This window comes from Ereboglobus luteus, assembly GCF_003096195.1.
Lineage (GTDB): Bacteria > Verrucomicrobiota > Verrucomicrobiia > Opitutales > Opitutaceae > Ereboglobus > Ereboglobus luteus.
Genome location: NZ_CP023004.1, coordinates 2,665,214 through 2,689,387, shown reverse-complemented (window position 1 = coordinate 2,689,387; position 24,174 = coordinate 2,665,214). Strand labels below are relative to the sequence as shown.

The window sequence follows — 24,174 nt, the reverse complement described above, 5'->3', positions numbered from 1 at the left end:
CCGCAAATATCTGAGGCGGCGGGCCGCCCGCGCGACAGCAAACAACCTCCGCCGCGTAGTCCAAAGGGGTGACAAGACAGGCGGGGCGAAACCTTCCGTCGCGCCGCAATTCTCCGCCGCAAAAAAAAACTTCCGCCCCGGCCTGGAGACTTTGCCCTACCGCTGGAAATACTTTGCCGTGGCCTGGCTTCGGGAGTGGACGTGCAGTTTTTCGTAGATGCGGCGGGTGTAGGTTTTCACGGTGAACACGCTCAGCGCGAGTTTGTCGGCGATTTCCTTGTAGAGAAACCCCTGCGCCAGCATGCCGAGGATTTCCTGCTCGCGCTCGGAAAGCGTGGCGATTTCCGAGCCCGGATCGGCGGGGACCTGCGGCGGTTGCGGCGCGGGTTGCGCGAAGGAGCGCACGACTTTGCGCGCGATGGCGCTGCTCATCGGCGAGCCGCCGGCATGCACTTGCTGAATGCCCGATATGAGCTCGTCGCGACTCGTGCTTTTGAGCAGGTAGCCGGTCGCGCCCGCGGAGAGCGCGGCAAAAATGTTTTCCGTGTCGTCATACACGGTGAGCATCATGAACTGCGTTTTCGGAAGGAGCGGCTTGAGGCGGCGCACGCACTCAATGCCGTTCATTTCCGGGAGGTTCACGTCCATCAACACGACATCGGGGCGTTGCGCGGGAAGCGCGGCGATAGCGTCCGCGCAATTGGAAAAATCGCTCACGAGACGCATCCCGGACGCGCCGGTGACGATGTTGCCGAGAAGCCGCCGCGTGTGCGGATCATCCTCGACGATTGATATGCGAACGGGTCCGTTGGACGCGGGGGGCGGTGTTGCGTCTGCGTGCTGGGTCATGTCTCGATTTTGTTAATGGGTATGCTCAGCGCAACCTCGGTTCCGCCGTTTGCTGCGTTGCGAACTTCGGCGGTTCCGCCGATGGCGGCGAGGCGGAGCCCGATGTTTGCGAGCCCCTGGCCGCCCCCGCCGGAACTGGCGACACCGGGCGCGCACGCATCGGGTGGCAGGCCGCGCCCGTCGTCGGTGATTGTGATTGCGAGTGTCCGCTCATCAATCGACACGCGCACGACGACCTCGGTGGCCGCGGAATATTTGACGCAGTTGTTGAGCGCCTCCTTGAAGGCGAGGAACAGGTCGTGCCGCACGCGGCTGCTCACCGCGAGATCGGGCAGGCGCGCCGGCGCGTAGAGGCGGTAGCGGATGCGCGCGACGGTGAGAAATCGCTGCGCGTAGCTGTCGAAATAATTCACCATGCTTTCGAGGTTGTCGTGGCGCGCGTCGAGCGCCCATACAATCTCGTTGATTGAACGCGTGACCGCCGTGGTCGTCGTATAGATTTCATCGAAGCACGCGCGTTGCGCATCGGCGTCGTCCGGGTTGTCCGCGGCGTCGTATTGGGAAAGGAGGCTGATGCGCGTGAGGCTCGCGCCGAGGTCGTCGTGAATGTCGCGCGCGATGCGGGTGCGCTCGCGATTGATCGAGGCCTCGCGCTCGCTGAGTTCGAGGCGCCGGCGAAGGCGTCGATACGACCAGGCGCGAACCGCCGCCGCAAAGAGCGCCGCAAGCAAAACCACGAGCGCCGCGCGAAACCAAATTGTCTCCCACCAGAAGGGCACGACAATGAGGGTGAGCGAAAGATCGGGCCTGACTGCGCCGCTGGCCTCGTCGGGCGCGTTCCAAAGCCCCGCCTCGTCGGCGGCATCGAGTTGCAACTGGTATTCCCCGGGATAAAGGCGCGGATAAACGAGCCGGCGCGCACCGCCCGCCGCCAGCCAGTCGGTGTCAAACCCCTCCAGGCGATAACGAACCGTGGTGCGTTCGGGCGCGGTGAAATTGAGCGCGGAAAACAAAACCTCAATGCGCCGCGCATCGGAACGAATTCTCACCGGAGGGTATCCGCCGGAGTCCCGCGCCGTTGCGAGCGGGACGGGTTTTCCATCGACATAAAGCCGGTCGATGAAAACAGGCGCGGCGTGGCCGGGAAGAATGATCTGCGGATCGATGGCGAGCACGCCGCGGCGCGTGGTGAACCAGAGCGTGCCGTCCCGCGTCTTCCAGCAATGCGGCTGGTAGCCGTTGAGGCAGGAGATGTGATCGAGCCCCTCGTTTTCGCCAAAGGTGGACGTGCGGACGACGGACAATTCGCCCCGCGTGAATGCGTCGACATCAGCGCGCGCGGCGCTGAAGATTCCATGCGAGGAACCAAACCAGACACGCCCGTGATCGTCGAAGAGCATCTGCGAAATCATCGCGTCGGGCAGCCCCGCGTTTTTGTCGAGGCAAAATTCGCGACCGTCGGCGGTGACAAGATAAACGCCCGCGCCTCCGGTGCCGACCCAGAGTGTTCCGTTCTCATCAACGAGCAGACTGCGCACCGCGGCAAGGGGCGCGGAGTCGGGCGCGCGAAACGGCCGCAGCCGCGCCACTCCATCGCGCGCCGAATCCGCCGGATCGAACACAAAAATGCCACCGCGATTTGTGCCAATAATAACGCGGCCTTGCGCATCCTCGACGATTGCGCCGGGACGCTGTTGCGCCGGAAATCCGTCCCCAGGTGTGAACGTGACAAAACCGCCGGAGGTGAAACGCCCGAGCTCGCCGGCATCACCGCCAAGCCAGAGCGTGCCGTCGCGGCTCACAAACATGACGCGCATGTTTTTGAAGAGCGCGGGATCGGATTCGCGCGGAAACAAATCGCCGTCGGCATTCGTCCTGAAAAGGCCGCTTCCCGCCGTGAACCAGACGCCACCGTCGTTGCAGGGATAAACGCGCCCCGCGGATCCGGTCGGCCACGTCGGCGGATTTTTTGTGATCCTGCCGTTTCGCACGCGCACCATGCCGCCGTCGCGATTGGCAAGCCAGACCGCGCCCGAGTTGTCCTCGCTGACGGTAAACGTGAGGTCGTCGTCGAGCCCGGCGGAGGAATCATAGAGGCGGAATCGTTTCGACTGAAGCCGGTTGAGCCCGCCGCCGTTTGTGGCGAGCCAAATGTTGCCCTCGTTGTCCTGAAAAACGCAGCGCACCGTGCGATGCGATGCCGGCATGAGCTGGTATTCGCCGCCGCCGGCCCTGACCATGTAGGCTCCTTGCGAACGCGTGCCGACCCAGAGGTTTCCCTCGCGATCCTCCTTGAGATCGTGGACGAAATGCGCCCCGAGCATGCGAGGCATCTGCATGAGGTTGGCGATCTGCGCGCCATCCCATCGTCCGAGCACCTCGCCCAAAACGATCCAAGGTTTGCCGTGGCGGCTCGTGGCAACGCTGATTTCCTCGCGCCCAAAATCAACCGGGTGAGGCGGCAGGCTGATGCCGGCGGCGCCGGTTTGCGCGGCCGCCGCGGCGGCGTCCTGCGCGCGGAAATGATACAACGCCGCGCGCGCCGCGATCCACACCCCGCCCTCCCCGTCGTCGGAAAAACTCAGCGGGCGGCCCGCAAGCAACGAGTGCCCGAGCGTGACCTTCGTCACGCGCCCGTCACGCGCATATTCAAGTCGCCCGTCGAGAAAATCCGCCCAAAGCGCGCCGTCCGCCTGCACAAACCACGACGCGATGCGCCCCTTGGAAAAAAGGGCCGCGACCGGCGCGCGGCGAAGCTCGCGCCCCGTCCACTGCCAGATTTCGCCCGTGCTGTATGCGAACAGCAACCCGTGCTCCGGATGATTCACCACGGCGGGCACTCCGCGCGACCCCACGCTCGCCACGCCGTCAAGCCCGGTCGCATCCGCCGGCGGCGCGAAGTTGTCGAAACGCAAACCATTAAAACGCGCGATGCCGCCCTCGGTCGCGACCCACAGGTAACCCTGCGCATCCTGCGCGACCGCGTGCACAACCTCGTCCGGCAAACCATCGCTGCCATGCCATTCGCGCAACGAATACTCGGCGGCCGATTCCGAGGGGCGCGCATGCGAGCAAACGATCAGCGCGGAAAAAAACACCAGCGTCGTCGCAAATGCGGGCAGTCGAGGTTTGGGCCTGAAAAGCGGAAGCATCGTCACCACACGGTTTGCCCCGGGCGACGATGAAAATCAAAGGAATAATGACATGGACAGCGCAGCGTCGAGCAGCCGCGGCCTCACGCCGGGCCGCCCGCGCGACGGCTCCGAATCAAGCAGGCTCGAATTTCTGCTTTCTTAATTCTTAATTCTTAATTCTTAATTCATCCCTCATGTCCATCCGTCTTCACGACTCGCTCACACGCACCGCGCTCGAACTCGCGCCCGGTCAACCCGACGGCGTTTTCCGTTTCTACAACTGCGGCCCCACGGTTTACGCGCCCGCGCACATCGGCAACTTCCGCACCTTTGTCGTCAACGACCTCATCCGCCGCCTGCTTGAACTCGAATTCGGCAAGGACAAAGTCCACCACGTCCGCAACATCACCGACGTTGACGACAAAACCATCCGCCGCTCGCGCGAGGAAAACCGCACGCTCTCCGAGGTCACCCGCCAGTGGACGGAAAAATTTCACGCCGATTGCGACGCGCTCAATTGCCTGCGCCCGCACGACGAGCCCCGCGCCACCGACCCGCGCTACATGAGCGAGCAGGTCAACATGATCGATGTGCTCCTCGAAAAAGGAAACGCCTACGTCGCGCCCGACGGCTCCGTGTATTTCAAAGTCTCCTCCTATCCCGCCTACGGCGCGCTCTCCCGCGTCAAGGAGCGCGAGCTCAAGCTCGGCTCCGCCCTCGCCGGCAAACCCGAGGCCTCCGCAGCCGACGCCGACGAAAAGGAGGACGGCTCCGACTTCGCCCTCTGGAAAGCGCACAAGCCCGAGGACGGCCCCAACCAGTGGCCCGGCCCGCGCAACGCCGCCGCCGGGCGCCCCGGCTGGCACATCGAATGCAGCGCCATGAGCAAGGCGATCCTCGGCCCGACCATCGACCTGCACACCGGCGGCGTCGACTTGCTCTTTCCTCATCACGAAAACGAAATCGCGCAAAGCCAGTGCTGCAACGACCGGACCTTCTCGCGCCACTGGTATCACAGCGAGCACCTCCTAGTTGACGGCAAAAAAATGAGCAAGTCGCTCGGCAACCTCTACACGCTCGACCAGCTCGCCGCGATGGGCCACACGCCGATGGCGCTTCGCTACGCGCTCCTCGCCGGGCATCCGCGCAAACAACTCAACTTCACACTCGACTCGCTCCACGCCGCCGAAAAAGCGCTCGCCACCTTCCGCGCCTTCGCCACCGCGCTCCCGCCCTCCGGTGGCGACGCCGCCGTGCTCGATCCGTTTTTCGCCGCCCTGCACGACGACCTCAACACACCCGCCGCCCTCGGCGCGCTCTTCACGCTCGTCAACCGTGGCCCCGCCGAATCGAAACTCGACGCGCCGGTTTTCGCGCGCGCCATGTTCGCCCTCGGCCTGAAACTCGACGCACCCGCCGCCCCGAAAATCGAAGTGCCCGCCGAAATCACCGCCCTCGCCGAGCAACGCTGGGCCGCGAAAAAAGCAAAGGATTTCGCCGCCGCCGACCGCCTCCGCGGAGAACTCACCGCCGCCGGCTGGACCATGCTCGACGGCAAGGACGGATACAAACTGGAACCGGCAAAAAAGTAGCACGGACATTCCTGTCTGTGCCAAGTGTGCGCACATTTTAACTTGATTTGTTTTTAATGCGCAACGCCTCACAATCGAAGTTTAGGCCTTGGGGTTTGACCACGAACCACACGGATTTTATGGATGAATCATAAGTGCGTCGATCGCGTCACCCAGTTTGTCCTTCATGTTATTGATGTTCTGTGACTAAAACCCCGGTGAAAATATTATTATTCAGTCTATTTGTCGCATCTGGTTTTTGCTGTGGCGTTTTCTTGGGGTGCAAGCCCGCAACAAAACATGCACCGTCAGATGCCGCCTCAATTATCAAAGCCGAAAATGAGATTATCGGACTTACGGAAGAGGCATTACGTCGCAGATTTCCCGATATCACCGAAGTTAGTGGAAGTTTTTCCATACTCGTTTCGAAAAATCTTCATCCCTATCAGGTGCCAAAAAACAATAAGCTGTTGCAGTTTGGCACACTATACCTTGTTGCTGAATTGAAAGACGGAAGAGTTATTGCCATCCATAAAGTGTCAGGATGAATGGTGAACAAACAGCCTCGGCTGCCCAAAACACCTGCATAAATCACTCAATCGTCCAGCAGGGAATCGTGGACACGCTGATTTTCTGAACGAATCCCAATATGAACGATGCGGCACTCACGCGCCGTCAAGGAAGCCCCCTTCCCCGCCCTGCGCCCCACCACATTGCAATATTTTCGCACATTGCGCCCCGTTTGCCCGCCCAATCTCCGCGCTTGCGCAAAGCTCATTGTTTTTAAAGCTTCTCCCTTTTTACAACGTTCAACCGACCAATGAAACAACGCACTCTCGCTCGGGAAGTCACCATACAAGGCAAAGCGCTCCACACGGGCGAAGAAGTCACCATGACCATGCGGCCCGCGCCGGCAAACCACGGCATCGTCTTCAAACGCGTCGACTTGCCCGGCAGCCCCGAGCTCCGCCCCCGCGTCGACCAAATCTCCGATCTCGTCCGCGCCACCACCATCCAGGTCGGCCACGCCAAGCTCCACACCGTCGAGCACATCCTCTCCGCCCTCACCGGCTGCGGCATCGACAACGTCCTCATCGAGATCAACGCCTCCGAACCCCCGATCATGGACGGCTCCGCGCGCCCCTTCGTAAACATGATCCTTCAGGCCGAGCCCGTCGAGCAGGACAAGGACCGCGAATACTTCACGCTCGACGCCCCCGTCTCCGTCTCGCGCGGCAACTCCACCATCATCGCCCTCCCCGCCGACGAACTCAAAATCTCCTGCACCTCGGCCGACGACCGCGGCATCCACACCCAGCACCTCTCGATCGCGATCGACCCCGACGTTTACATGTCGCAGATCGCCGCCGCGCGCACCTTCACCATCTACGAGGACATTGAGGAACTGCTCAAGCTCGGCAAAATCAAGGGCGGCACCCTCGACTGCGCCGTCGTCATCAAGGGCGACAAAATCCTCTCCAAGGAGGGCCTGCGCTTCAACGACGAGTTCGTGCGCCACAAGATCCTCGACATCATCGGCGACATCACGCTCCTCGGCATGCCCCTCAAGGCGCACATCATTGCCACGCGCCCCGGCCACGCCATCAACGCCGACCTCACCAAGGCCCTCTACGAAAAACTCCTCGAGCGCAAAAAGAAGCCCGCGAAAAAGAAGGCCGCCCGCGCCGACACGCTCCGCCCCAACGAAACCTCACTCGACATCAAGCGCATCCTCGAAATGATGCCGCACCGCTATCCCTTCGTGATGGTTGACCGCGTCATCGAATTCATCGGCGATAACGAGCTCGTCGCCATCAAAAACGTCTCCATCAACGAACCCTATTTCCAGGGGCACTATCCCGAGGAGCCCCTCATGCCCGGCGTGCTCCAGCTCGAAGCCATGGCGCAGGCCTCCGGCCTCCTCCTCCTGCGCGGAGTAAGTGTTGACGGACGCACCCCGTTTTTCATGAGCGCCGACAAGATCAAGTTCCGCCGCCCCGTGCGCCCCGGCGACCAGCTCACCATCAACGCCAAGCTCACCAAAGTCCGCGCCAACAAACTCGCCGTCGCCGAGGCCACCTGCACCGTCGGCGGCAACGTCGTGTCGAGCGCCGAGCTCATGTTCACCCTCGTCGACGCCGAAACCGGCGTCATGGGAGCGGGCTGAATTTTGGATTTTGGATTGCGGATTTTGGATTGCGCAAGCGGCATCCGAAACCGGCAATCGAAAAACAAAGACAACCCGTTTATTCAACGGCGCGGCAGCGCCTAATCCAAAATCCGCAATCCAAAATTTTCCACATGTCCTCTCTCATCCACCCCAGCGCGGTCGTCGAACCCGGCGCGCAACTCGGCGACGGCGTTGAAATTGGTCCCTTTGCCTACATCGGCGCGCAAGTCCGCCTCGGCGACGGCACCCGCGTGCGGCACCACGGCACCGTCGAAGGCAACACGCACCTCGGCAAAAACTGCGACGTCTTCCCCTACGCCTACATTGGCGCCAAGACGCAGGACCTCAAATACAAGGGTGGCAACCCCGGCGTGCGCATCGGAGACGGCAACACCTTCCGCGAATTCGTCTCCGTCCACGGAGGCACCAACGACGGCGAGCACACCATTCTCGGCAACAACAACCTCGTCCTCTGCTACGCGCACATCGCGCACGACTGCGTGCTCGGCAACAACATCATCATGAGCGGCTACGCCGGCCTCGCCGGACACGTCACGGTCGAGGATCACGTCGTCTTCGGGGCCAACGCCGGCGTGCACCAATTCTGCCGTATTGGCGCGTATGTCATGCTCGGCGGCTATTCAAAAATCGTGCAGGACATAGCCCCCTTCATGATCGCCGACGGCAACCCCGCGGCCATCCGCACGATCAACAAAATCGGCCTTGAGCGCAACGGCTTCACGCCCGAGCAAATCGAGCGCGTGAAACAAGCCTACCGAATCCTCTTCCGCGACGGCCTGAACCGCACCCAGGCGATGGAAAAACTCACCGCCCACGAGCACGCCCAAACTCCCGAGTTCCAGCGCATCATGACCTTCGCCGAAACCAGCACCCGAGGCTTGGCGCCGGGAGCGTAATCCAATCGGCGGAACCCAAAAGATGCTCTGAAAAGGTAGCACAGACATTCCTGTCTGTGCTGTTTTAGAGCATTGAAACAACGCGCATGAGGCACAGACAGGAATGTCTGTGCTACCTTTTCAGGCGACGTAACCCTTATCCACGCGCCATTTAAATCAACAGGCGTCATTGTGTGACGCCCCGATTGCTTTCATCCCCCCATTGTTTACGAACACATTCATGGACCGAACCTCTAGCAGCAGCATCGGCGCGTTTGTCGGCGTCCGGCTATTCATCAATGCCCTAAAAAGGCCTACCTCATCTCGCCGCCTGTTGCCCCTGCCGTTTTTTCACCAGACACTGCCGAAAACGGTGACTTGGCCGGCCCCGCTTTCGGTTAAAAATCGTTGGGATTTATATTACGCCGAACCCGTTTTGCCCGCCGCGGCGTCAGCGCTTTTCACATCGACGTTTTCCTTGCCGCCGTAAACGGCGAGCACGCGCTCAATGGTGTTTGTGGTTGAGCGGCCCGCGACCATGTCGGCGAGCACGACCTTGCCGCCGTTGGCCTCGACGATGTCGCGACCGCTCACATAGTGCGCCCAATCGCGCCCCTTCACGAGCACGTGCGGGATGATTTTTGCAATGAGATCCCTCGGCTCGTCCTCGTCGAAAAACACAACGTAATCAACCGAGCGGAGCGAGCCGAGCACATAGGCGCGGTCCTCCTGCGAATTGATCGGGCGGTTCGGCCCCTTGCTCCGGCGCACGGAGGCGTCGCTGTTGAGCCCGACGCAAAGCGCGTCGCCCTGCGCGCGCGCAAAGCTCATGTAGGTGACGTGGCCGCGGTGCAGAATGTCGAAACAGCCGTTGGTAAAAATGAGCTTCCCGCCCGCCGCGTGCAACCGGTCGCGCTCGGCGCGGGCTTGCTCGGGCGTGAGGATTTTGGGCTCAAATGCGTTGTTCATGTTTTTCCAATTTGTATTCGATTTTTTGATACGCGAAAATGACGGATGCGGCGGACGGCTGCATGTTGTGGGAACAGGCGGGGGCAAATCAACCCGGGATTTGCGCATCCGTCTGCAAATTAACGCACGCAAAACACCAAACACTTTATCCCAGCATTCCTTGTAATGGAGGACGAGCTTGACGGAATGCAGGTTGTGCTCGAAACCAGCCCGTCAAACGATTTGAAAGAAGCCCCCCTTTTTCGCGTCGATACTTGCGACTACCACGATTGCAGGCTAAGTTTACTCAGGCCGATCTTACGACAAACGTCGACGACGAAGACCACCGCTTTGATCGGCGTATTTTCTTCGACGCTGATGAGCACAGGCGTATCGCGACTGATTGTTTTGACTTGATGAAGGAGCACAGCGAGTTGATCCACGGTGGCTTGTTTGCCGTTGAAGCGTATATTACCGTTTTTTTCGATCACGATGGTAAGGCTGGCGTCAATGGCTTTCGGCCATCCATCTATGGATTGGGTCGATGTGTCCGGTTGGGCCGGCGTCGCCGAATTGTCGGCCTGCACGGGCAACACCGTTGCAGCAACAGTCAAAGCAAGTGCAACAACAGCCGCGAGATGCGCCCGAGGAGTTTTTTTGGCATGGTTCAGTATCATAATCATACGTTGTTTGTGGTTTTGGTTGAACTTCACAACGGTGGACGAGCCAAACGGGAGTGAAAATATCCGGCTGTGTTTCAATGCGTTGACAAAGGCCTCCCCGTAATCCTCCGCGCCGTCCCCGCCGAACCAGATGATCGCAGCCTCGTCCGCCGCCTCCTCGCGAAATCGCATCCACGCGCGCGCGCCGAGATGCGCGAACGGGTTGAACCAATGCACGGCGCACGCGAGCGTTTGCAACCAATGCAACGGAATGTCGAGCGACCGGAAGTGCGCCAGCTCGTGCAGCAAAACAGCCCGCAGTGTTTCGCGTTGTCCGGGAAAAACAAAGGCCTCCGGAAGCAAAATCCGCGGACGCAACCAGCCGAGCAGCGCCGGCGCCGGAATATCCCCCGCAACCGCGATGCCGATCGGCGCCGTGACGCCCGCCTTCTCCTTGCAATCCTCCAGCAGCGAAAGCAACGCCTCGTCCGTGCTCAGGCGAATGCGCGACCAATGCCGCGACGACCGCGCCGTCCGGATTATCACAACCGCCAGATACGCGACCACCCCGAGCAACCAGACGGCCGCGAGCGCGCTCCCGGGCGAAATCGAAAAAAATCCCGAGCTCGCCGCGGCAAGCCCGTCCGCGCCAACGCCGGGATCGCCCGCCCGCGAAAACGCCGCCGCGACGGTGTCATGATCCACCGCCGGCGCGGGAAAAAGCGGCAAACCGGCGGGCAGCAAAAAACTGACCGGCACGACAACCCACCACACGCGCCGGCTGCGCGCGCTCATCCGTCCGCGAAACGCGCGATCCAACAACCACGTCAGGAGAAATACAAACGTGCCGCGAACCGTGATTGCGAGAAGCATGCCCGTCATTTCTTTTTTGAGGCGCGCAGCAGGTTTTCGAGCTCGGCGATGTCTTCCTTGCGCAGTTTTTTGCCGGAACCGGCAAAGTGCGCCAGCAACGGCGAAAGCGCCCCGTCAAACACGCGGTCGATGAACGACTCGGCGGCATCGGCGCGGCACTGCGCCTCGGTAAACGCGGCGGCATACACATAGGACTTGCCGAGTTTCTCATGTGTCAAAACGCCCTTGCGCAGCAGGCGGTTGAGCAGCGTCTTGATCGTGGAGGCCGACCACTCGTTCGGCTCCGCAAGCGCGTCGATCACGACCTGCGCCTGGCACGGGCCGTCGCGCCAAACGATTTTCATCACATCCCATTCGGATTCGGAAATGCGGGGCGGCGTTTTCATCTACAAACGTAATCAATCTATCGATTACATCTGTCAACGGAAAAATTAAATCATCTCCCGGCAGCCGTTTCGCGCCTTGCTCAGACAAACTCTTGCCTCGCGCCGCGCGGCGCACCTAAATCGCGGTTTTCCAAAAATGCCGCCCGCCCACAAACAGCCTTTGCCGAACGCGACGCTGCCAACGCACGTCGCAATCATCATGGACGGCAACGGTCGCTGGGCGAAACAGCGCGGCCTCCCCCGGCTCGAGGGGCACCGCCGCGGCGCAAAGGCCGTGCGCTCCACGCTCACCGCCGCGTTTGAGGCCGGCGTGAAATACCTCACGCTCTACGCCTTCTCCGTCGAAAACTGGAAGCGTCCGCAGGACGAGGTCGGCGGCCTCATGCGCCTGCTCAATTATTTCCTCAAGCAGGAGCTCAAGACCCTCCAGAAAAACAAAATCTCGCTCCGCACCATCGGCCGCACCGACGCGCTTCCGCCTTCCGTGCGCAAGGAGCTCGCCGCCACAATCAAGGCCACCGCGCACCACAAGGACCGCGCGCTCATCCTCGCGCTCAACTACGGCTCGCGCACCGAAATCGCCGATGCCGCCGCCGCCTACGCAAGGGCCGTCGCCGCAGGAAAAGAAAATCCCGACGACGTCTCCTGGGACGCCTTTGCGCGCCACCTCTACACCGCCGAAATCCCCGATCCCGACCTCGTCATCCGCACATCCGGCGAGACGCGCATCAGCAATTTCCTCCTCATGCAAAGCGCCTACGCCGAGTTCATTTTCACGCCCGTGCTCTGGCCCGACTTCGGCAAGGCCGAGCTCCTCGCCTGCCTCGCCGAATACGCCAAGCGCGAACGCCGCTTCGGACAAACCGGCGAGCAAGTCGCCGGAAGAGAGAAGAGTGAAAAATGAAGGGTGAAAAAAAAGAAGCTGGCGGGATGCCGCACGACATTTGTGAACGCACCTTTTTGTTCGCGGTGCGCATTGTGAATCTTTGCCGCACACTTTCAGACCGGGCCGCGACTAACGAAGCGCGTTTGCTTTCCAGCCAGCTTTTCCGCTCCGGCACCTCGGTTGGCGCCAACGTGGAGGAAGCTCAAAGCAGTCAGAGCAAACCCGACTACATCGCCAAACTCTCCATCGCCTGCAAGGAGGCGCGGGAAACGCGCTATTGGTTGCGCCTGCTGGAGGCGGCCGGCATTCTTCAATCCGACCGCCTTCACGATATCACCGACGAAGCAAACCAGCTCATCGCCATCCTCACCACCATTATCAAAAAATGCCGCGCCTCCCTTCCTAAATAATCCCAAATCACCTCCATCTGGTTCCTTTTTCACCCTTCATTTTTCACTCTTCACTCTTTCCCTCCCATGCCCGTCATCCTCAAACGAACTTTTTCCACGCTCACGCTTTGGGCGGCGATCATTTCATTGCTCTATTTTGTCGGCGCGCACGCCGCCGTTTGGATGGTCGCGCTCATGGCCGTTGTTTCCATTTACGAGTTCAACAAACTCACGCGCGCCATCGGCCATCATCCGTTTCAAATCATGAGCATGGTCGTCGCGGGGCTGATGATCATCGTGCCCTATTATTTCCCCCAATGGAATTTCACCGCGACCGACCTGCTTGTCGTCGGCGTGCTTGGCACCGCCATCCGCATACTCGGCGAACGCGATCCGGCCACTCGCACGGAGACGCTTTCCTCGACGATTTTCGCGCTCGTTTACGTGCCGCTCATGCTCGGTTATTTCGTGCGCATCATCGGGCAATACACCGCGCCCAGCGCCTCGGCCGGCGTGCTGTTTTTTGTGTGGGTCGTGATCGTCACCAAACTTTGCGACACCGGCGCGCTCCTCACCGGCATGGCCTGCGGCAAGCATAAGATGACACCCGTCATCAGCCCGAAAAAAACATGGGAGGGCGTGGTCGGCGGCGTCATCACCTCGGCGCTCATCAGCGCGCTCTTCGCGTGGCTCTTCGCGCGCTGGCTGCCCGCGGGTTTCACGCCGCTTTTCGCCGCGCTCGTCGCCCTGCCGCTCGCCGTGCTCGGCGTGATCGGAGACCTCGTCGAATCCATCATCAAACGCCGCGCCGACATCAAGGACTCCGGCAAACTGGCCCCCGGCATCGGCGGCATGTTCGACATGACCGACAGCCTCATTCTTACGGCGCCAGCAGCCTTCTGGCTGCTGCGCCTAATGTAGAATGTATAATGAATAATGTAGAATGTAGTGACGCATACGCTCTCCTGAAAATTCTCCATAACGAATGTCCTCCGACCATTCTTCATTCTCCATTCCTCATTCTTCATTAGCCACGCGCCGCAGGCGCGTGGCGTTGCTCGGCGCGACCGGCTCCATTGGTGAAAACACGCTGCGCGTCATCGCCGCGCATCCCGACCAGCTTGAGCTCGTCGCCGTCGCCGCGCATTCGAATTGGGAAAAGCTCGCCGGCATCGTGGAAAAATTCCGCGTCCCCCACGTCGCCCTCTTCGACGAAAAAGCCCGCGCCGCCGCCGTCTCACATTCCGCATTCCGCACTCCGCATTCCGCATTCCTCCACGCCCCCGGCGTGGATGGCCTGCTCTCGCTCGCGCAACTCCCCGAGGCCGACACCGTGCTCGTCGCCGTCGTCGGCACGCAGGGGCTCCATCCCGCGCTCGCCGCGATTGAGGCCGGCAAGACACTCGCGCTCGCGAGCAAGGAAATCCTCGTGCTCGCCGGCAAGTTCGTGATGGACGCGGCCCGCCGCCACAACGCGAAACTCATCCCCGTGGACAGCGAGCACAACGCCGTTTTCCAATGCCTCGCCGGACGCCCCGCCGACGCCGCCGTGCGCCGCGTCACGCTTACCGCGAGCGGCGGCGCGTTTCGCGACTGGCCGGCCGAACGCCTCGCAAGCGCCACGCCCGCCGACGCGCTCCGGCATCCGAATTGGGCGATGGGGCCGAAGATCACCGTCGATTGCGCCACGCTCGCCAACAAGGGGCTCGAGCTCATCGAGGCCCAAATCCTCTTCGGGCTGCGTCCCGAGCAATGCGCCGCGGTGCTCCATCCGCAAAGCATCGTGCACGCGCTCGTCGAGTTCACCGATGGCGCCATGCTCGCGCAACTCTGCCCGCCCTCGATGACGTTTCCCATCCAGCACGCCCTGCTCCACCCCGCGCGCAGCGCCGCCGGCACCGAAGGCGCGCTCGACCTCGACCGCCTGCTCACGCTCGATTTCCGTCCCGTTGACGAAACGCGCTTCCCCATGCTCGCCCTCGCCAAGCAAACCATGCGCACCGGCGGCGCCGCCCCCGCGATCTACAACGCCGCAAACGAAATCGCCGTCGCCGCCTTTCTCGAAAACAAACTCCCCTTCCCCGGCATTCCGCGCACCGTTGAAAAAACACTCGCCGCCCTCGCCGCCGAGGCCGCGCGCGACCCCGCCACACTCGACACCGTCCTCGCCCTCGACGCCGAGGCCCGCCGAGTGGCGAAGAATTTCCTGTAAACCTCCTTGGAGTGCGGCGGCAGAGGGCGCAGCCCGGCGACGCCGCTTTCGCATCCGGGGAAACCCACAAATCATCCAAAGCGGTGTCGCCGGTCGCTAACGCGCCCTCTGCCACCGCACTCCAAAAATACACCATGTCCGCTCCCGCAATCACCGAACTCACCACGCCGCGCCTCCGTCTTCGCCAATGGCGCGATTCCGATCGCGAGCCGTTTTTTGAGCTTTGCCGAAATCCGCGCGTGATGGAGTTTTTGATGCCCGTCGATGACCGCGCCGCGAGCGATGTCATCATGGATCGCTGGGCCGCGCACATTACCGGGCACGGCTGGGGTTTCTGGGCCGTCGAATTGCGCGAAACAATCGCCGGAAACAGCGCGCCCGTTTTCATCGGTTCCGTCGGCCTGCAAATCCCGCGGCACCCGTTCCCCTTCATGCCTTGCGTCGAGGTCGGCTGGCGGCTTTTCCCCGACCACTGGGGCAAGGGTTATGCAATCGAGGCCGCGCGCGCCTCCATCGACTTTGGTTTCAACCGGCTCGGCCTTTCCGAAATCGTGGCAATCACCACCACCCGCAATCACCGTTCGCAAGCGGTGATGCAACGCCTCGGAATGACGCCGGGGAACCCGCCCGCGTTCCGGCACCCCTCGATCCCGCACGATCACCCGTTGAGCGAACACGTCCTCTACCGGCTCGACGCCGTGCGACGAGAAAGTTTTAAGACTGAAAATGAAACAGCGCGGGCTTGAACGCCCGCGCTGTTTTTATGAGGTCCGATTTGAAGTCGTGACGATGACAAGATTTGAGCCGGCGGATGAGTGAAGCCTCACCCGCCAGCCCAAACCCCGGTTTGGTGTGCTAGGCCTTAATCATCATCTTCATCTTCATCGTCGTCGTCGTCTTCGTCCTCATCATCATCTTCGTCCTCATCGTCGTCATCATCGTCGTCGTCGTCATCATCATCATCATCGTCATCATCATCATCGTCGTCGTCGTCGTCATCCATATCGTCGTATGGGACATAGTCGTCTTCTTCGGGATCGAGGCCGCCCTTGATGATTTGGGCGAGGCTCGGATAGGAACCGATATCGTCAATCATGTGGCCGAAGATCATCGCGTCCTGCTTGCTGCAGGTGATGCCAAGCGCGTTCAGCGAAATGAATATGTATAATCCGAGCGCGCGGTCTTCTATATTGCGATGGCTTTCGAGGTGGGCGGCGCGATAGGCGAACTTCGTGTAGAGGAGCTCCTTGAACTTCTTGTCCTTCAGCGCCTCCTCCAAGCCGTGCTCCTTCATGATGCAATCGATGTCGTCCTTTGCGTATTCGTTGTCGTCGTGGAGGAGCTGCGCCACGAGGAAGTTCATCGTGTCCTCGTCGGAGGCGGAGTATTTCCACTTGTTGAGAAGCGCGGGAACGTGGCGGCCGCCGTCGGGCGTGTCGTCGTTAAAACGCGCGATGTAACAGCCGATGGGAATACTGTCGCAGAACTCCGTGTGGGCCTTGAGGTATTTCTTGTCCGCGAGCGCGAGCGCATAAACGGCGTTTGATCCGAGCGGCACCTCGGCATCGCGCATCATCGGATCCTGCTCATAATTGCCCAGGGAGATCTTGCCGATGAACTCGGCGAGGATCGGGCGGAGTTTTGCGTGCGAGGCGACGGCCATGTAGAAATCGAGCTCGTTGTCGCCGCTTTTGGCCTCGTGCGGGACGAACTTGCCGCCCTTGACCGCGCCGTAGGCGACGCCCTTGTTTTGAACCGCGTCCGTGTATTGGTGATACTGGTCGTTGTGCTGGCGGATCACTTTTTCGAGCGAGGCCGCGTCGCCAAAATCGACGACAAACTGATTGGTGCCGAGCTCGACGCCGCCAACCGTGCGCGCCTTTTTGTCGGACTCGGTTTCGATTTGCTCGACACGGTCGAACTCAAAACCGGTGCTGCACTTTTTCATGATGAGGTCGTTCATCGTGACGGCCATCGCAGCGGCGGTGGGGTGCGTGAGCGTCACGGCCGTCTCGGGCGTCTCGCCGTGGACGATGGTCGTGCCGTCGATCTGCATGAACCAGTCCTGCTTCTTCTTTTTGTTTTTATAATAGGTGCGTGTAATCATTGTATTATGTTTTTTTGTTGGGTGGTTTTTCCGATGGTGGAAATTATATTAGGTCGGAGGCGCCGGGCATGCTTCCGGCTCCGGCTATTTGCAGCACAATCTCGACCTTTTGCTCGTTGTAATCGACCTCGAGCATGTCGAGCACGGGGGCGATATAGTATTTGAGCAACTGGTCGTAGCGGCCGCGGGTGTGGTCGTGGTGCCTGGTGGCGTCGACAAAAAGGTGGCCGATGAACGTGTCCCGCTTCTGCCCCTCGTTTTTCAACTCGGGCAAAATATGCTCCACGATGAAGCCGAGCGTCTCGATCCCGTGCTGGCCCGCGCCCGTGCACGCGCGGGTGGCGAGAAGCGCGAGCACGTTGTCGTAATCCTTCCACTTGGCGGCGATGGAAACGATCTGGCCGCCTTGGTAAACCTCGTGGTCCATGTCCATGCTGCGCAGGAGTTGTATATATTTCGGAATATATTTCTGGTCCTGCATCGCCATGGCGTAGGCGGCGTTCATGCCTTTGGGCACCTCGTCGTTGCGCCAGGCGCCGTCGGAGTCGATGGCGAGGTCGATGTAGGCGAGTATTTTTTTGTGAAGCTCGGGAAAGGCGGCCGCGGCCGTGTAAAAGGGGATTTCGCTGTCGTAGCCGATGTCGTCGGCCCTGAAATCATACTCCTTGAACTCGCCGTCTTTTTCCTCGCCGAATTCATAGTCGGCCATGTCGTCAAAGTTTTTGATGAGGAAGTTGAGCACGCGGCGCATCTGGTCCTTGTCCTTGAGATCGACGGTGATCTGGTCCTCGTCGCCCTTGTAACATTTTTTGTGATCCTCGGCGTCGTAAACGTTGAGCTCGGGATACAGGCTGCGCGACACGCCCTCGGCATCGTCCTCGTCGACCTCCTCGTCCTCCGGCTTGATCTCGGGATGATAGGTGTTGGCCTTGTATGCGTCCTTGTCCGACTCGTCGGGGATATCGCCCTCATACGGTTTTATATATTCGGCAAGGGCCGTGAATTCATCAAGGTCGTCGCGCGGAATGCCGCTGCCCGTCATGAGGACAACGCCGCCCGCGGGCGCGTCGAGGACAAGCTGGCAGCTGATGGTGCCGATCGGCGCGGGCGTGACCGAGAGCGCCGTGACGGGCATCTGCAAATCGTCGGGCAGGCTCGCGCTGATGTCCTCATACATGCCGCTGTAGTTTTGATAATAAAACTCCGCCGTGTATTCGGGCATGTGCGAAATGGAAATTGTGTATCCGGGCGCCGCGGCCGGCGGGTCGATGGCGAAGGTGCCGTCGCCGCTTTTGCAGAAGAGGTAATGCTCCCCGTCGATTTCCTTGTAACGGCGCTGCTTGAGGTCCTGTATCTTGCTGTTGTAATTTTTGGGAATCAAAAATTCGATTCCTGCATTCCGGAATACAACATGGAAGGGTTTCTTGAATAGTCGGGATTCTGTGTCGAGTTCTGGTTTCATGGGAAAAATTAATACTATTTAAGGGCCGCGCGCGCGTCAGCCGATCACATAGAGAAGGTCGCGCTCGGCGTGCTTGTCGCCGCCTTTCTGGCTGACGAATATGCAGCCGTCGGAGATGTGCATGTGGCGCTCCACCTCGTCGCTGCCGGTGAACCACGGGAAATGCCAGTGGGCCCACGCCTTTGTGTTCAAATTATAAACTCCCAGCCTTCTGTCGGCATGGGAGAGGTGAATAAATTTGTCGCCCGCGATCGCCACCGCGCCATCGGACTCGCAATCGGTCACCGTCAGCGCCTTGTTGCCGTCGATGACGCAGAGGCGGTATGTGTTTTTTTCGCGATTGCCGTCGGCGTCCTTTTGACGCGGCTGGAGGGAGGTGAATATATACAATTTCCCGTCGTGGTGCATGACCCGGCGCACGCTGTAATCGCGCCAGCGCGAGTCGTCCTCAAATTCGTGTCCCGTGGGGAGGCATTTGCCCGTGCCCAAGTCCAGCCGGTGAAGCTCCTGATACAGGAGCGCCCAGGCGGTGTCGCCGACCAGAAGCATGGGCGAATCGTGTATGTTAACGGACTGCTCGTCGGTCTTTGCGCCGCTGGCAATGTCCACATAACAAAGCATGTCCTCGCCGAGTTTCGGGGAGATAAAGACCGCCTGGTTTTTCCAGAGCAAAATCTGGTCGGGCGCGCGTTCGTCCTGGGTGAGTTTCCAGTGCTGCGCGCGCGCCGCGATATCCACGGCGACAACTGCCCGCCCCGCGCTGAAAATGGCGAGCCTGCCCTCGTGAATCTGAACGGGCGTCCGGACTTCCGAGCCCACGCCGACACTCCAAAGCTCCGCGCCGGTGGCGGGATCGAGCGCGCCGAAACGCTTGTCGTCGAGTCCGCAATAAAGCGTGCCGCCGTGCATCACCGGATAGTGCATGCCGGCATGCCGCCAGAGGATTTCCCCCGTGAGGCTGTTTATACAATGCGCCTGGTCGTGCAGTCCGATAACGAAGATGCGGTCCGGCGCGAGCGCGGTTATATAATCAATATCATATTTGCCGAGGGCGAGCGCGGCACGGAGCGCGAGTTGCGAGGCGGGCGCGTCCGGCTTGCCGGCAATAGGCACCGGACTCCACGCAATCGCGACATCGCCCGGCGCGCGGGATTTGGCGACGTATTCGCGAATCGCCTCGTCGTAACCCTTGCGGACATCGAGCTCGACCATGATGTCCTCGGGCGTCCGGCCGGTTTTGTTTTTCGCAAAAGGATTCGCGCCATGCTTGAGCAGCGCGCGGGAGGCATAACGCCCGACGCGCGGATTGCGCAGCGCCAGATGCAGCGGAGTGTTGCCGTCATTGTCGCCGATATTCGGGTCCGCACCGCCGTGGGTGACGAGGTCCTCGATGGCGTCCTCGGTGTGAAGATCCATGAACTGTTCCTCGCTAACGCAAAGCGCGGCGTAGTGCAGCGGCGTGCGACCGTTCGCGTCGCGGGCGTCCACATCGGCGCCCAGACGGCGGAAAAGCTGGTGCAGTTTTTCCTTCTCAAAAATATCCGAGCTTTGCACGCAATGCAGCGCCGTCGCGCCGTTGTCGCGATAGCGCCGGGTGACATCCGCGCCGGCGCGAAGCAGCGACCAAAGCGCATGGTAGCGGCGCATGTGCGGATCGCGCGCCATGGCGTTCGGCGACGCGTCGCACGGCGCGTCCAGCCCGTCGATTTGCGGCTCGTGGCGCGCGTGAAACAGAAGCGGCGTCATGCCCTCGTTGTCGGCGCAATCGACATCGGCGCCGGCCTTTTTCAAAATGAGCGTGAGCATGTCGCGGTCGCCGATCGCGCCGGAAAGCCATTGCTTGAAACGCTCCCCGGGCGAGGCGGGCTCCTTGTATCCGGCGGCCTCGCGCAAATCCTTCCACATAATCGAGCTGACGCCCGCCAGCACGGCGTTGTGAAAATTGTCCACGCCCAGAAATGCGTTTATCTGCTTGCCGAGCGCGGAGGGCGTGCCGGAGCTGGTGAAGTTGTAATAGAACAGCGCGTTGCGGCCGAGCGAATCGCGGGCGTTGGCGTCGATGCCGCGCTTGATGAGAAACATCGCCACGATGATCGCGTCGCTCTCGTGCTCCGTAAAACAGGCGTGGTGCAAAAGCGTGCGCCCCGCCGAATCGCGCACGTTTATTTTGCTGAACGGACGGGAAAGATAGCGCTCGATCAAATGCGTCCCGCCATGGCGCGCGGCGCGGAAAAGGTCCTCCGGCGGAATTTCGCCGTCATCGTGCGCCGCGGCAAAATGCTCCACCTCGGCGCTCATTTTACCGCGGGCATGCTCAATCGCCGTGAGACCGCCGCCATGATGACCGCGGCTGATCGCGCTGACCTTGGCGCCCGCCCCGACGAGACGGCGGACAAAATCCAAGTCGTGCCCGTAGAGCTCAAGCGCCGCATGCATCACGCCAAGCCCGCTTTGCGGATCGATCGACGAACACTGCGCGCCGTGCCCAAGAAGCCAGTCGGCAAACGGACGGTTCTTCGCCACAATCGCGCGGCAAAGCAGGTGTTCGCACGCGGCGGATTTTAAGTCGAGCCCGGCGCGCCCGATGATCTCCACGGCAAGCTCGGCGCCGACGTGCGGCAGTATTTTTATGACGTGCGGATCGCGCGCGACATCGTGGCCGGAATCAATCATGACGCGCACCATGGCGTCGCCCCGCCCCGCCGCGGTTTCGATGTGTCCGGAGCCTTGAAACGCGAATGTCTTTATCAGCGGAGTGAAAAGCCGGACGATTTCCTCGTGACCGTTTTTGATGGCCTCGTCGTAGGCGTGCCCCCACTCGGTCGCCGCGTCGGGATCGAGCCCCTCCTTGAGAAAACAGCGGACGGCCTCGATGTCGCCCTTGCCGCAAAGGCGCAGAAATTTGCGAACATCCTGGTCCTGTATGCCAAGCGAAGGACGCGAAAGAACGGATTGCGGCGCGGCGGCCGGCGCGGGAGGTGCGGACGCGACCGACTGAAAAGCGCTCGCGGCGTCGGCCAGCGCCCCGGCGTCCGTGACCTCCTCAAACCCCTTGCGCACGCGCTGCGCCACAAGCGCGGCGGCCTCCTTTTCGCAAACCTCGGACGAGGGAAAAGTTTTCGTTTCAAGTTTCCCCGCCGCCGAGCCGCCGATCTTCCCCGTCAACGTCGAAAAGCTGCTCCCGCTGATCTGCAGATACCAGTATTTGTTCGAGATTCCGTCGGAAAAAGTGAAAGCGCGAAGGGACATGTGGACAAGGGATGCGGTTTTTTAAAAAAGTGGAATGCAGCGAAACCGGACGTGAAATGTTTACAATGCTTTATGGGCAAAATGGAAAATAACTGTAAATTTCCAAGAAATCCAAACAGTCCGAAAACCGAAAAAATATTTTTGCCACCCGCCGCCCGCCAAGCCGCCGATTTCCCGGCTGCCTTACAAAATTGTAACCCCGACAATGAAAAAAACCATTGAGCCGCGACGCACAACCAACCGAGAATGACAGCCCGGTCACCTCACAGCCTCTCCTCCAATTTTCCCGATGGATCTCCTCCAAACAATTTTTTCCAACGCCTGGTATATCGCGCTCGCCATTTTTTTCCTGGGCGTGTCGATCTTTGTCCATGAACTCGGCCATTTTCTCGCAGCGCGCAAACGCGGCATGAAAGTCGAGCGCTTCTCGATTGGGTTCGGCCCGAAAATCGTTTCATGGACCGGCAAGGACGGCGTCGAATACCGGCTCTCCTGGCTGCCGCTCGGCGGCTACGTCGCGCTGCCGCAGCTCGCCGACATGGGCGCGATCGAGGGCGAGACCCAAACCGCCGCTGAAAAACTCCCGCCGATTTCATTTTCAACCAAGGTGATCGTCGCCTCGGCCGGCGCGGTCTTCAACGTGATCTTCGCATTCCTGCTCGCGACAATCGTATGGGCGGTCGGCCAGCAGGTATCGGAGCAACCCAATGTCATCGGCGTTGTGCGCCCGAGCATTGAAACAAGCGACGGCAAAATAATCACCAGTCCCGCGGCCGCGGCGGGCATCAAGGCGGGCGACACCGTGCTCGCGGTTGACGGACGCAAAGTCTCCACGTTCAGCGACATCTTCGAAAGCATCATGCTCGGCTCCGGTCGTGGTGAAAACGACAAGCCCAAGGCCACGCTCACCATCAAACGCGACGGGGCGATCCGCGACATTGATGTTTTTCCCGCTTATGTTTCGCGCGACAATCTTCGCAGCATAGGCATCTCGATTGCCACAAAAGTCGTCGCGGCGGACATCGTCCCGGGCTCCGCCGCAGCGGATGCGGGACTCAAACCCGGTGACATTCTGCTGACGGTTGACAGGCGCGAAATCCAAAGCACCTCGACAATCATCGACCATATCGCGCAAACAAAGGAGAAGCCGATCACCCTTAAATACACTCGCGCGGACAAGGAGCACACAATCACGCTCACCCCTCGCCTCTCGGAAAATCCCCAGACCAAGGAACCCGCCTACATGATTGGCGTGACACTGGGCGCCATACTCCCGGTCAGAACGGTGCACATCGCGCCCTGGGAGCAAATCGGGGAGGTTTTCACGCGCACCTGGCGCACGCTCAAAAGCCTCGGCAATCGCAACTCCGACATCGGCCTCGACAAAATGAGCGGCCCCATCGGCATCGTCACGATCATCAGTTCGGCGGCAAAATCCAGCATCATCGATGTCTTCTATTTCCTTGTCCTGATCAACGTCAGCCTCGCGATCTTCAACATGCTGCCGATCCCCGTGCTCGACGGCGGACACATTCTCTTTGCTGTCATCGCAAAACTCCGCGGACGCCCCCTGCCCGCAAGCGTCATCGCAACCACGCAAAGCGTCTTCATGCTCCTTCTGTTTTCGATGATCATCTACGTGAGCTTTTTCGATGTGCGTCGCAATCTCCCGCAATCCAAGCCCGCGCCCGCCGCGCAGCAACAAGCGCCAGCTGAACCGGCAACCGAGGCACCGTCGAAATAACACCGCGTCGCCGCCGCTGGCGCCCAACGGCAAGCCGTCCGCAAATACACAAGGACGATTCGAATCATTCCGTTTTCCGGATTCAGTTGCTCGTCGGCTCCGTCGACATCTGCGGCAGCGGCGGGGGTTTGGACGCCGCGTATTCATCCGGTGGCGCGCCTTTGCGCGTGGCGAGACACAACCACGTCACACCCGCTGCGAGCAATGCCACCCCGCCGAGATTCATCCACCAAGTGTTTTCCCAAAACAAATCAGCCTCGGACACGGTGTTCATTTTGCTCATGAAGTAGAGCGCCACCGCATTGTTGAGCGCGTGCACAAAAACGCAAAGCGCCACCGACCGCGTGCGCATGTAAATCCACCCCAGCACCAGCCCGATCGTAAACGCCGACACCGCCTGCCACGGATTCAAGTGCATGACCGCGAAAAAAACCGCCGACAGCACAATCGCCGTCCACGGACGCAACCTGTTAAGCATTCCGCGCAAAAACACCCCCCTGCACAAAAACTCCTCTGTGAAAGGCGCCACCATCACCAGCGTCACCGTCGAGCCAACCGGCCACTTTGAGACATCGCCCATGTCGCCCATCAACCGCTTGAACGAGTCCGACATGGGCAGCAATTCCTGAAAACGCA

The 24,174-nt window shown here is 60.6% G+C and carries 20 protein-coding genes; 11 read left to right on the top strand and 9 right to left on the bottom strand.

Annotated elements, in window-relative coordinates; translation table 11 throughout:
- Window positions 1-156 precede the first annotated feature (156 nt).
- Both CKA38_RS09850 and CKA38_RS09845 read right to left on the bottom strand, forming a co-directional pair.
- Complete coding sequence (locus tag CKA38_RS09850) at window positions 157-849, bottom strand: response regulator transcription factor (protein WP_108825313.1); 693 nt, start codon at window positions 847-849, stop codon at window positions 157-159.
- A complete protein-coding gene (locus CKA38_RS09845; protein ID WP_108825312.1) occupies window positions 846-4,001 on the bottom strand; it encodes a sensor histidine kinase in 3,156 nt (1,051 codons plus the stop codon). The genes CKA38_RS09850 and CKA38_RS09845 overlap by 4 nt, the downstream gene beginning before the upstream one ends.
- Before the next feature lie 176 nt (window positions 4,002-4,177).
- Between CKA38_RS09845 and cysS the strand changes: the two genes are divergently transcribed.
- From cysS to lpxA, 4 genes are all read left to right on the top strand, one after another.
- Complete coding sequence (gene cysS, locus CKA38_RS09840; RefSeq protein WP_108825311.1) at window positions 4,178-5,575, top strand: cysteine--tRNA ligase; 1,398 nt, start codon at window positions 4,178-4,180, stop codon at window positions 5,573-5,575.
- A gap of 182 nt (window positions 5,576-5,757) precedes the next feature.
- Window positions 5,758-6,102: a hypothetical protein gene (locus CKA38_RS15410; RefSeq protein WP_152032780.1), complete on the top strand. Its 345-nt coding sequence runs from the start codon at window positions 5,758-5,760 to the stop codon at window positions 6,100-6,102.
- A 272-nt stretch (window positions 6,103-6,374) separates the two neighbouring features.
- The gene (locus CKA38_RS09835; protein ID WP_108825310.1) at window positions 6,375-7,721 is read left to right on the top strand and encodes a bifunctional UDP-3-O-[3-hydroxymyristoyl] N-acetylglucosamine deacetylase/3-hydroxyacyl-ACP dehydratase; all 1,347 of its coding nucleotides are present in this window, start codon (window positions 6,375-6,377) and stop codon (window positions 7,719-7,721) included.
- Between the two features lie 134 nt (window positions 7,722-7,855).
- Entirely contained in the window at window positions 7,856-8,641 is a 786-nt protein-coding gene (gene lpxA / locus CKA38_RS09830) for an acyl-ACP--UDP-N-acetylglucosamine O-acyltransferase (RefSeq protein ID WP_108826534.1), read from the top strand.
- A 399-nt stretch (window positions 8,642-9,040) separates the two neighbouring features.
- Here lpxA and CKA38_RS09825 read toward each other — a convergent pair whose 3' ends face one another.
- The 3 genes from CKA38_RS09825 to CKA38_RS09815 form a co-directional block, all read right to left on the bottom strand.
- The gene (locus CKA38_RS09825) at window positions 9,041-9,589 is read right to left on the bottom strand and encodes an adenylyltransferase/cytidyltransferase family protein (protein ID WP_108826533.1); all 549 of its coding nucleotides are present in this window, start codon (window positions 9,587-9,589) and stop codon (window positions 9,041-9,043) included.
- A gap of 260 nt (window positions 9,590-9,849) precedes the next feature.
- Window positions 9,850-11,103, bottom strand: coding sequence for a M56 family metallopeptidase (locus CKA38_RS09820; RefSeq protein ID WP_161554834.1), 1,254 nt, complete (start codon window positions 11,101-11,103; stop codon window positions 9,850-9,852).
- A gap of 5 nt (window positions 11,104-11,108) precedes the next feature.
- Window positions 11,109-11,489 (bottom strand): BlaI/MecI/CopY family transcriptional regulator, encoded by a 381-nt coding sequence (locus tag CKA38_RS09815; RefSeq protein ID WP_108825308.1) that lies wholly within the window; start codon window positions 11,487-11,489, stop codon window positions 11,109-11,111.
- Window positions 11,490-11,625: 136 nt separating this feature from the next.
- Between CKA38_RS09815 and uppS the strand changes: the two genes are divergently transcribed.
- The 5 genes from uppS to CKA38_RS09790 all read left to right on the top strand — a co-directional run bounded on the left by uppS (window position 11,626) and on the right by CKA38_RS09790 (window position 15,722).
- Complete coding sequence (gene uppS / locus CKA38_RS09810; RefSeq protein ID WP_108826532.1) at window positions 11,626-12,393, top strand: undecaprenyl pyrophosphate synthase; 768 nt, start codon at window positions 11,626-11,628, stop codon at window positions 12,391-12,393.
- Window positions 12,390-12,785 (top strand): four helix bundle protein, encoded by a 396-nt coding sequence (locus CKA38_RS09805; protein WP_338031081.1) that lies wholly within the window; start codon window positions 12,390-12,392, stop codon window positions 12,783-12,785. Before uppS ends, CKA38_RS09805 begins: the two co-directional genes overlap by 4 nt.
- A gap of 66 nt (window positions 12,786-12,851) precedes the next feature.
- Window positions 12,852-13,685 carry a phosphatidate cytidylyltransferase gene (locus CKA38_RS09800; RefSeq protein WP_236918992.1) on the top strand — a complete coding sequence of 278 codons (834 nt, stop codon included), beginning with the start codon at window positions 12,852-12,854 and terminating at the stop codon, window positions 13,683-13,685.
- Window positions 13,686-13,749: 64 nt separating this feature from the next.
- Window positions 13,750-14,976 carry a 1-deoxy-D-xylulose-5-phosphate reductoisomerase gene (gene dxr / locus CKA38_RS09795; protein ID WP_108825306.1) on the top strand — a complete coding sequence of 409 codons (1,227 nt, stop codon included), beginning with the start codon at window positions 13,750-13,752 and terminating at the stop codon, window positions 14,974-14,976.
- A 134-nt stretch (window positions 14,977-15,110) separates the two neighbouring features.
- Entirely contained in the window at window positions 15,111-15,722 is a 612-nt protein-coding gene (locus CKA38_RS09790) for a GNAT family N-acetyltransferase (protein ID WP_108826530.1), read from the top strand.
- Between the two features lie 116 nt (window positions 15,723-15,838).
- Here CKA38_RS09790 and CKA38_RS09785 read toward each other — a convergent pair whose 3' ends face one another.
- Genes CKA38_RS09785 through CKA38_RS09775 form a run of 3 tightly spaced genes read right to left on the bottom strand, consistent with a single transcriptional unit; the run spans window position 15,839 to window position 21,794 of the window.
- A complete protein-coding gene (locus tag CKA38_RS09785) occupies window positions 15,839-17,083 on the bottom strand; it encodes a hypothetical protein (RefSeq protein WP_108825305.1) in 1,245 nt (414 codons plus the stop codon).
- A gap of 43 nt (window positions 17,084-17,126) precedes the next feature.
- Window positions 17,127-18,545, bottom strand: coding sequence for a hypothetical protein (locus tag CKA38_RS09780; protein WP_152032779.1), 1,419 nt, complete (start codon window positions 18,543-18,545; stop codon window positions 17,127-17,129).
- A gap of 36 nt (window positions 18,546-18,581) precedes the next feature.
- Window positions 18,582-21,794, bottom strand: a complete 3,213-nt coding sequence (locus CKA38_RS09775; protein ID WP_108825303.1) for an outer membrane protein assembly factor BamB family protein — start codon at window positions 21,792-21,794, stop codon at window positions 18,582-18,584.
- A 289-nt stretch (window positions 21,795-22,083) separates the two neighbouring features.
- Here CKA38_RS09775 and rseP point away from each other — a divergent pair, with 289 nt between their 5' ends.
- On the top strand, window positions 22,084-23,538 hold the full coding sequence (gene rseP, locus CKA38_RS09770) for an RIP metalloprotease RseP (protein WP_108825302.1): 1,455 nt from the start codon (window positions 22,084-22,086) through the stop codon (window positions 23,536-23,538).
- An 82-nt stretch (window positions 23,539-23,620) separates the two neighbouring features.
- Here the strand turns inward: rseP and CKA38_RS16435 are convergent, their stop codons facing one another.
- Complete coding sequence (locus tag CKA38_RS16435) at window positions 23,621-24,043, bottom strand: CPBP family intramembrane glutamic endopeptidase (RefSeq protein ID WP_338031106.1); 423 nt, start codon at window positions 24,041-24,043, stop codon at window positions 23,621-23,623.
- Between CKA38_RS16435 and CKA38_RS16430 the strand changes: the two genes are divergently transcribed.
- Window positions 23,955-24,167 carry a hypothetical protein gene (locus CKA38_RS16430; protein WP_236919309.1) on the top strand — a complete coding sequence of 71 codons (213 nt, stop codon included), beginning with the start codon at window positions 23,955-23,957 and terminating at the stop codon, window positions 24,165-24,167. The two genes, CKA38_RS16435 and CKA38_RS16430, sit on opposite strands and share 89 nt — an antisense overlap.
- Window positions 24,168-24,174 lie beyond the last annotated feature (7 nt).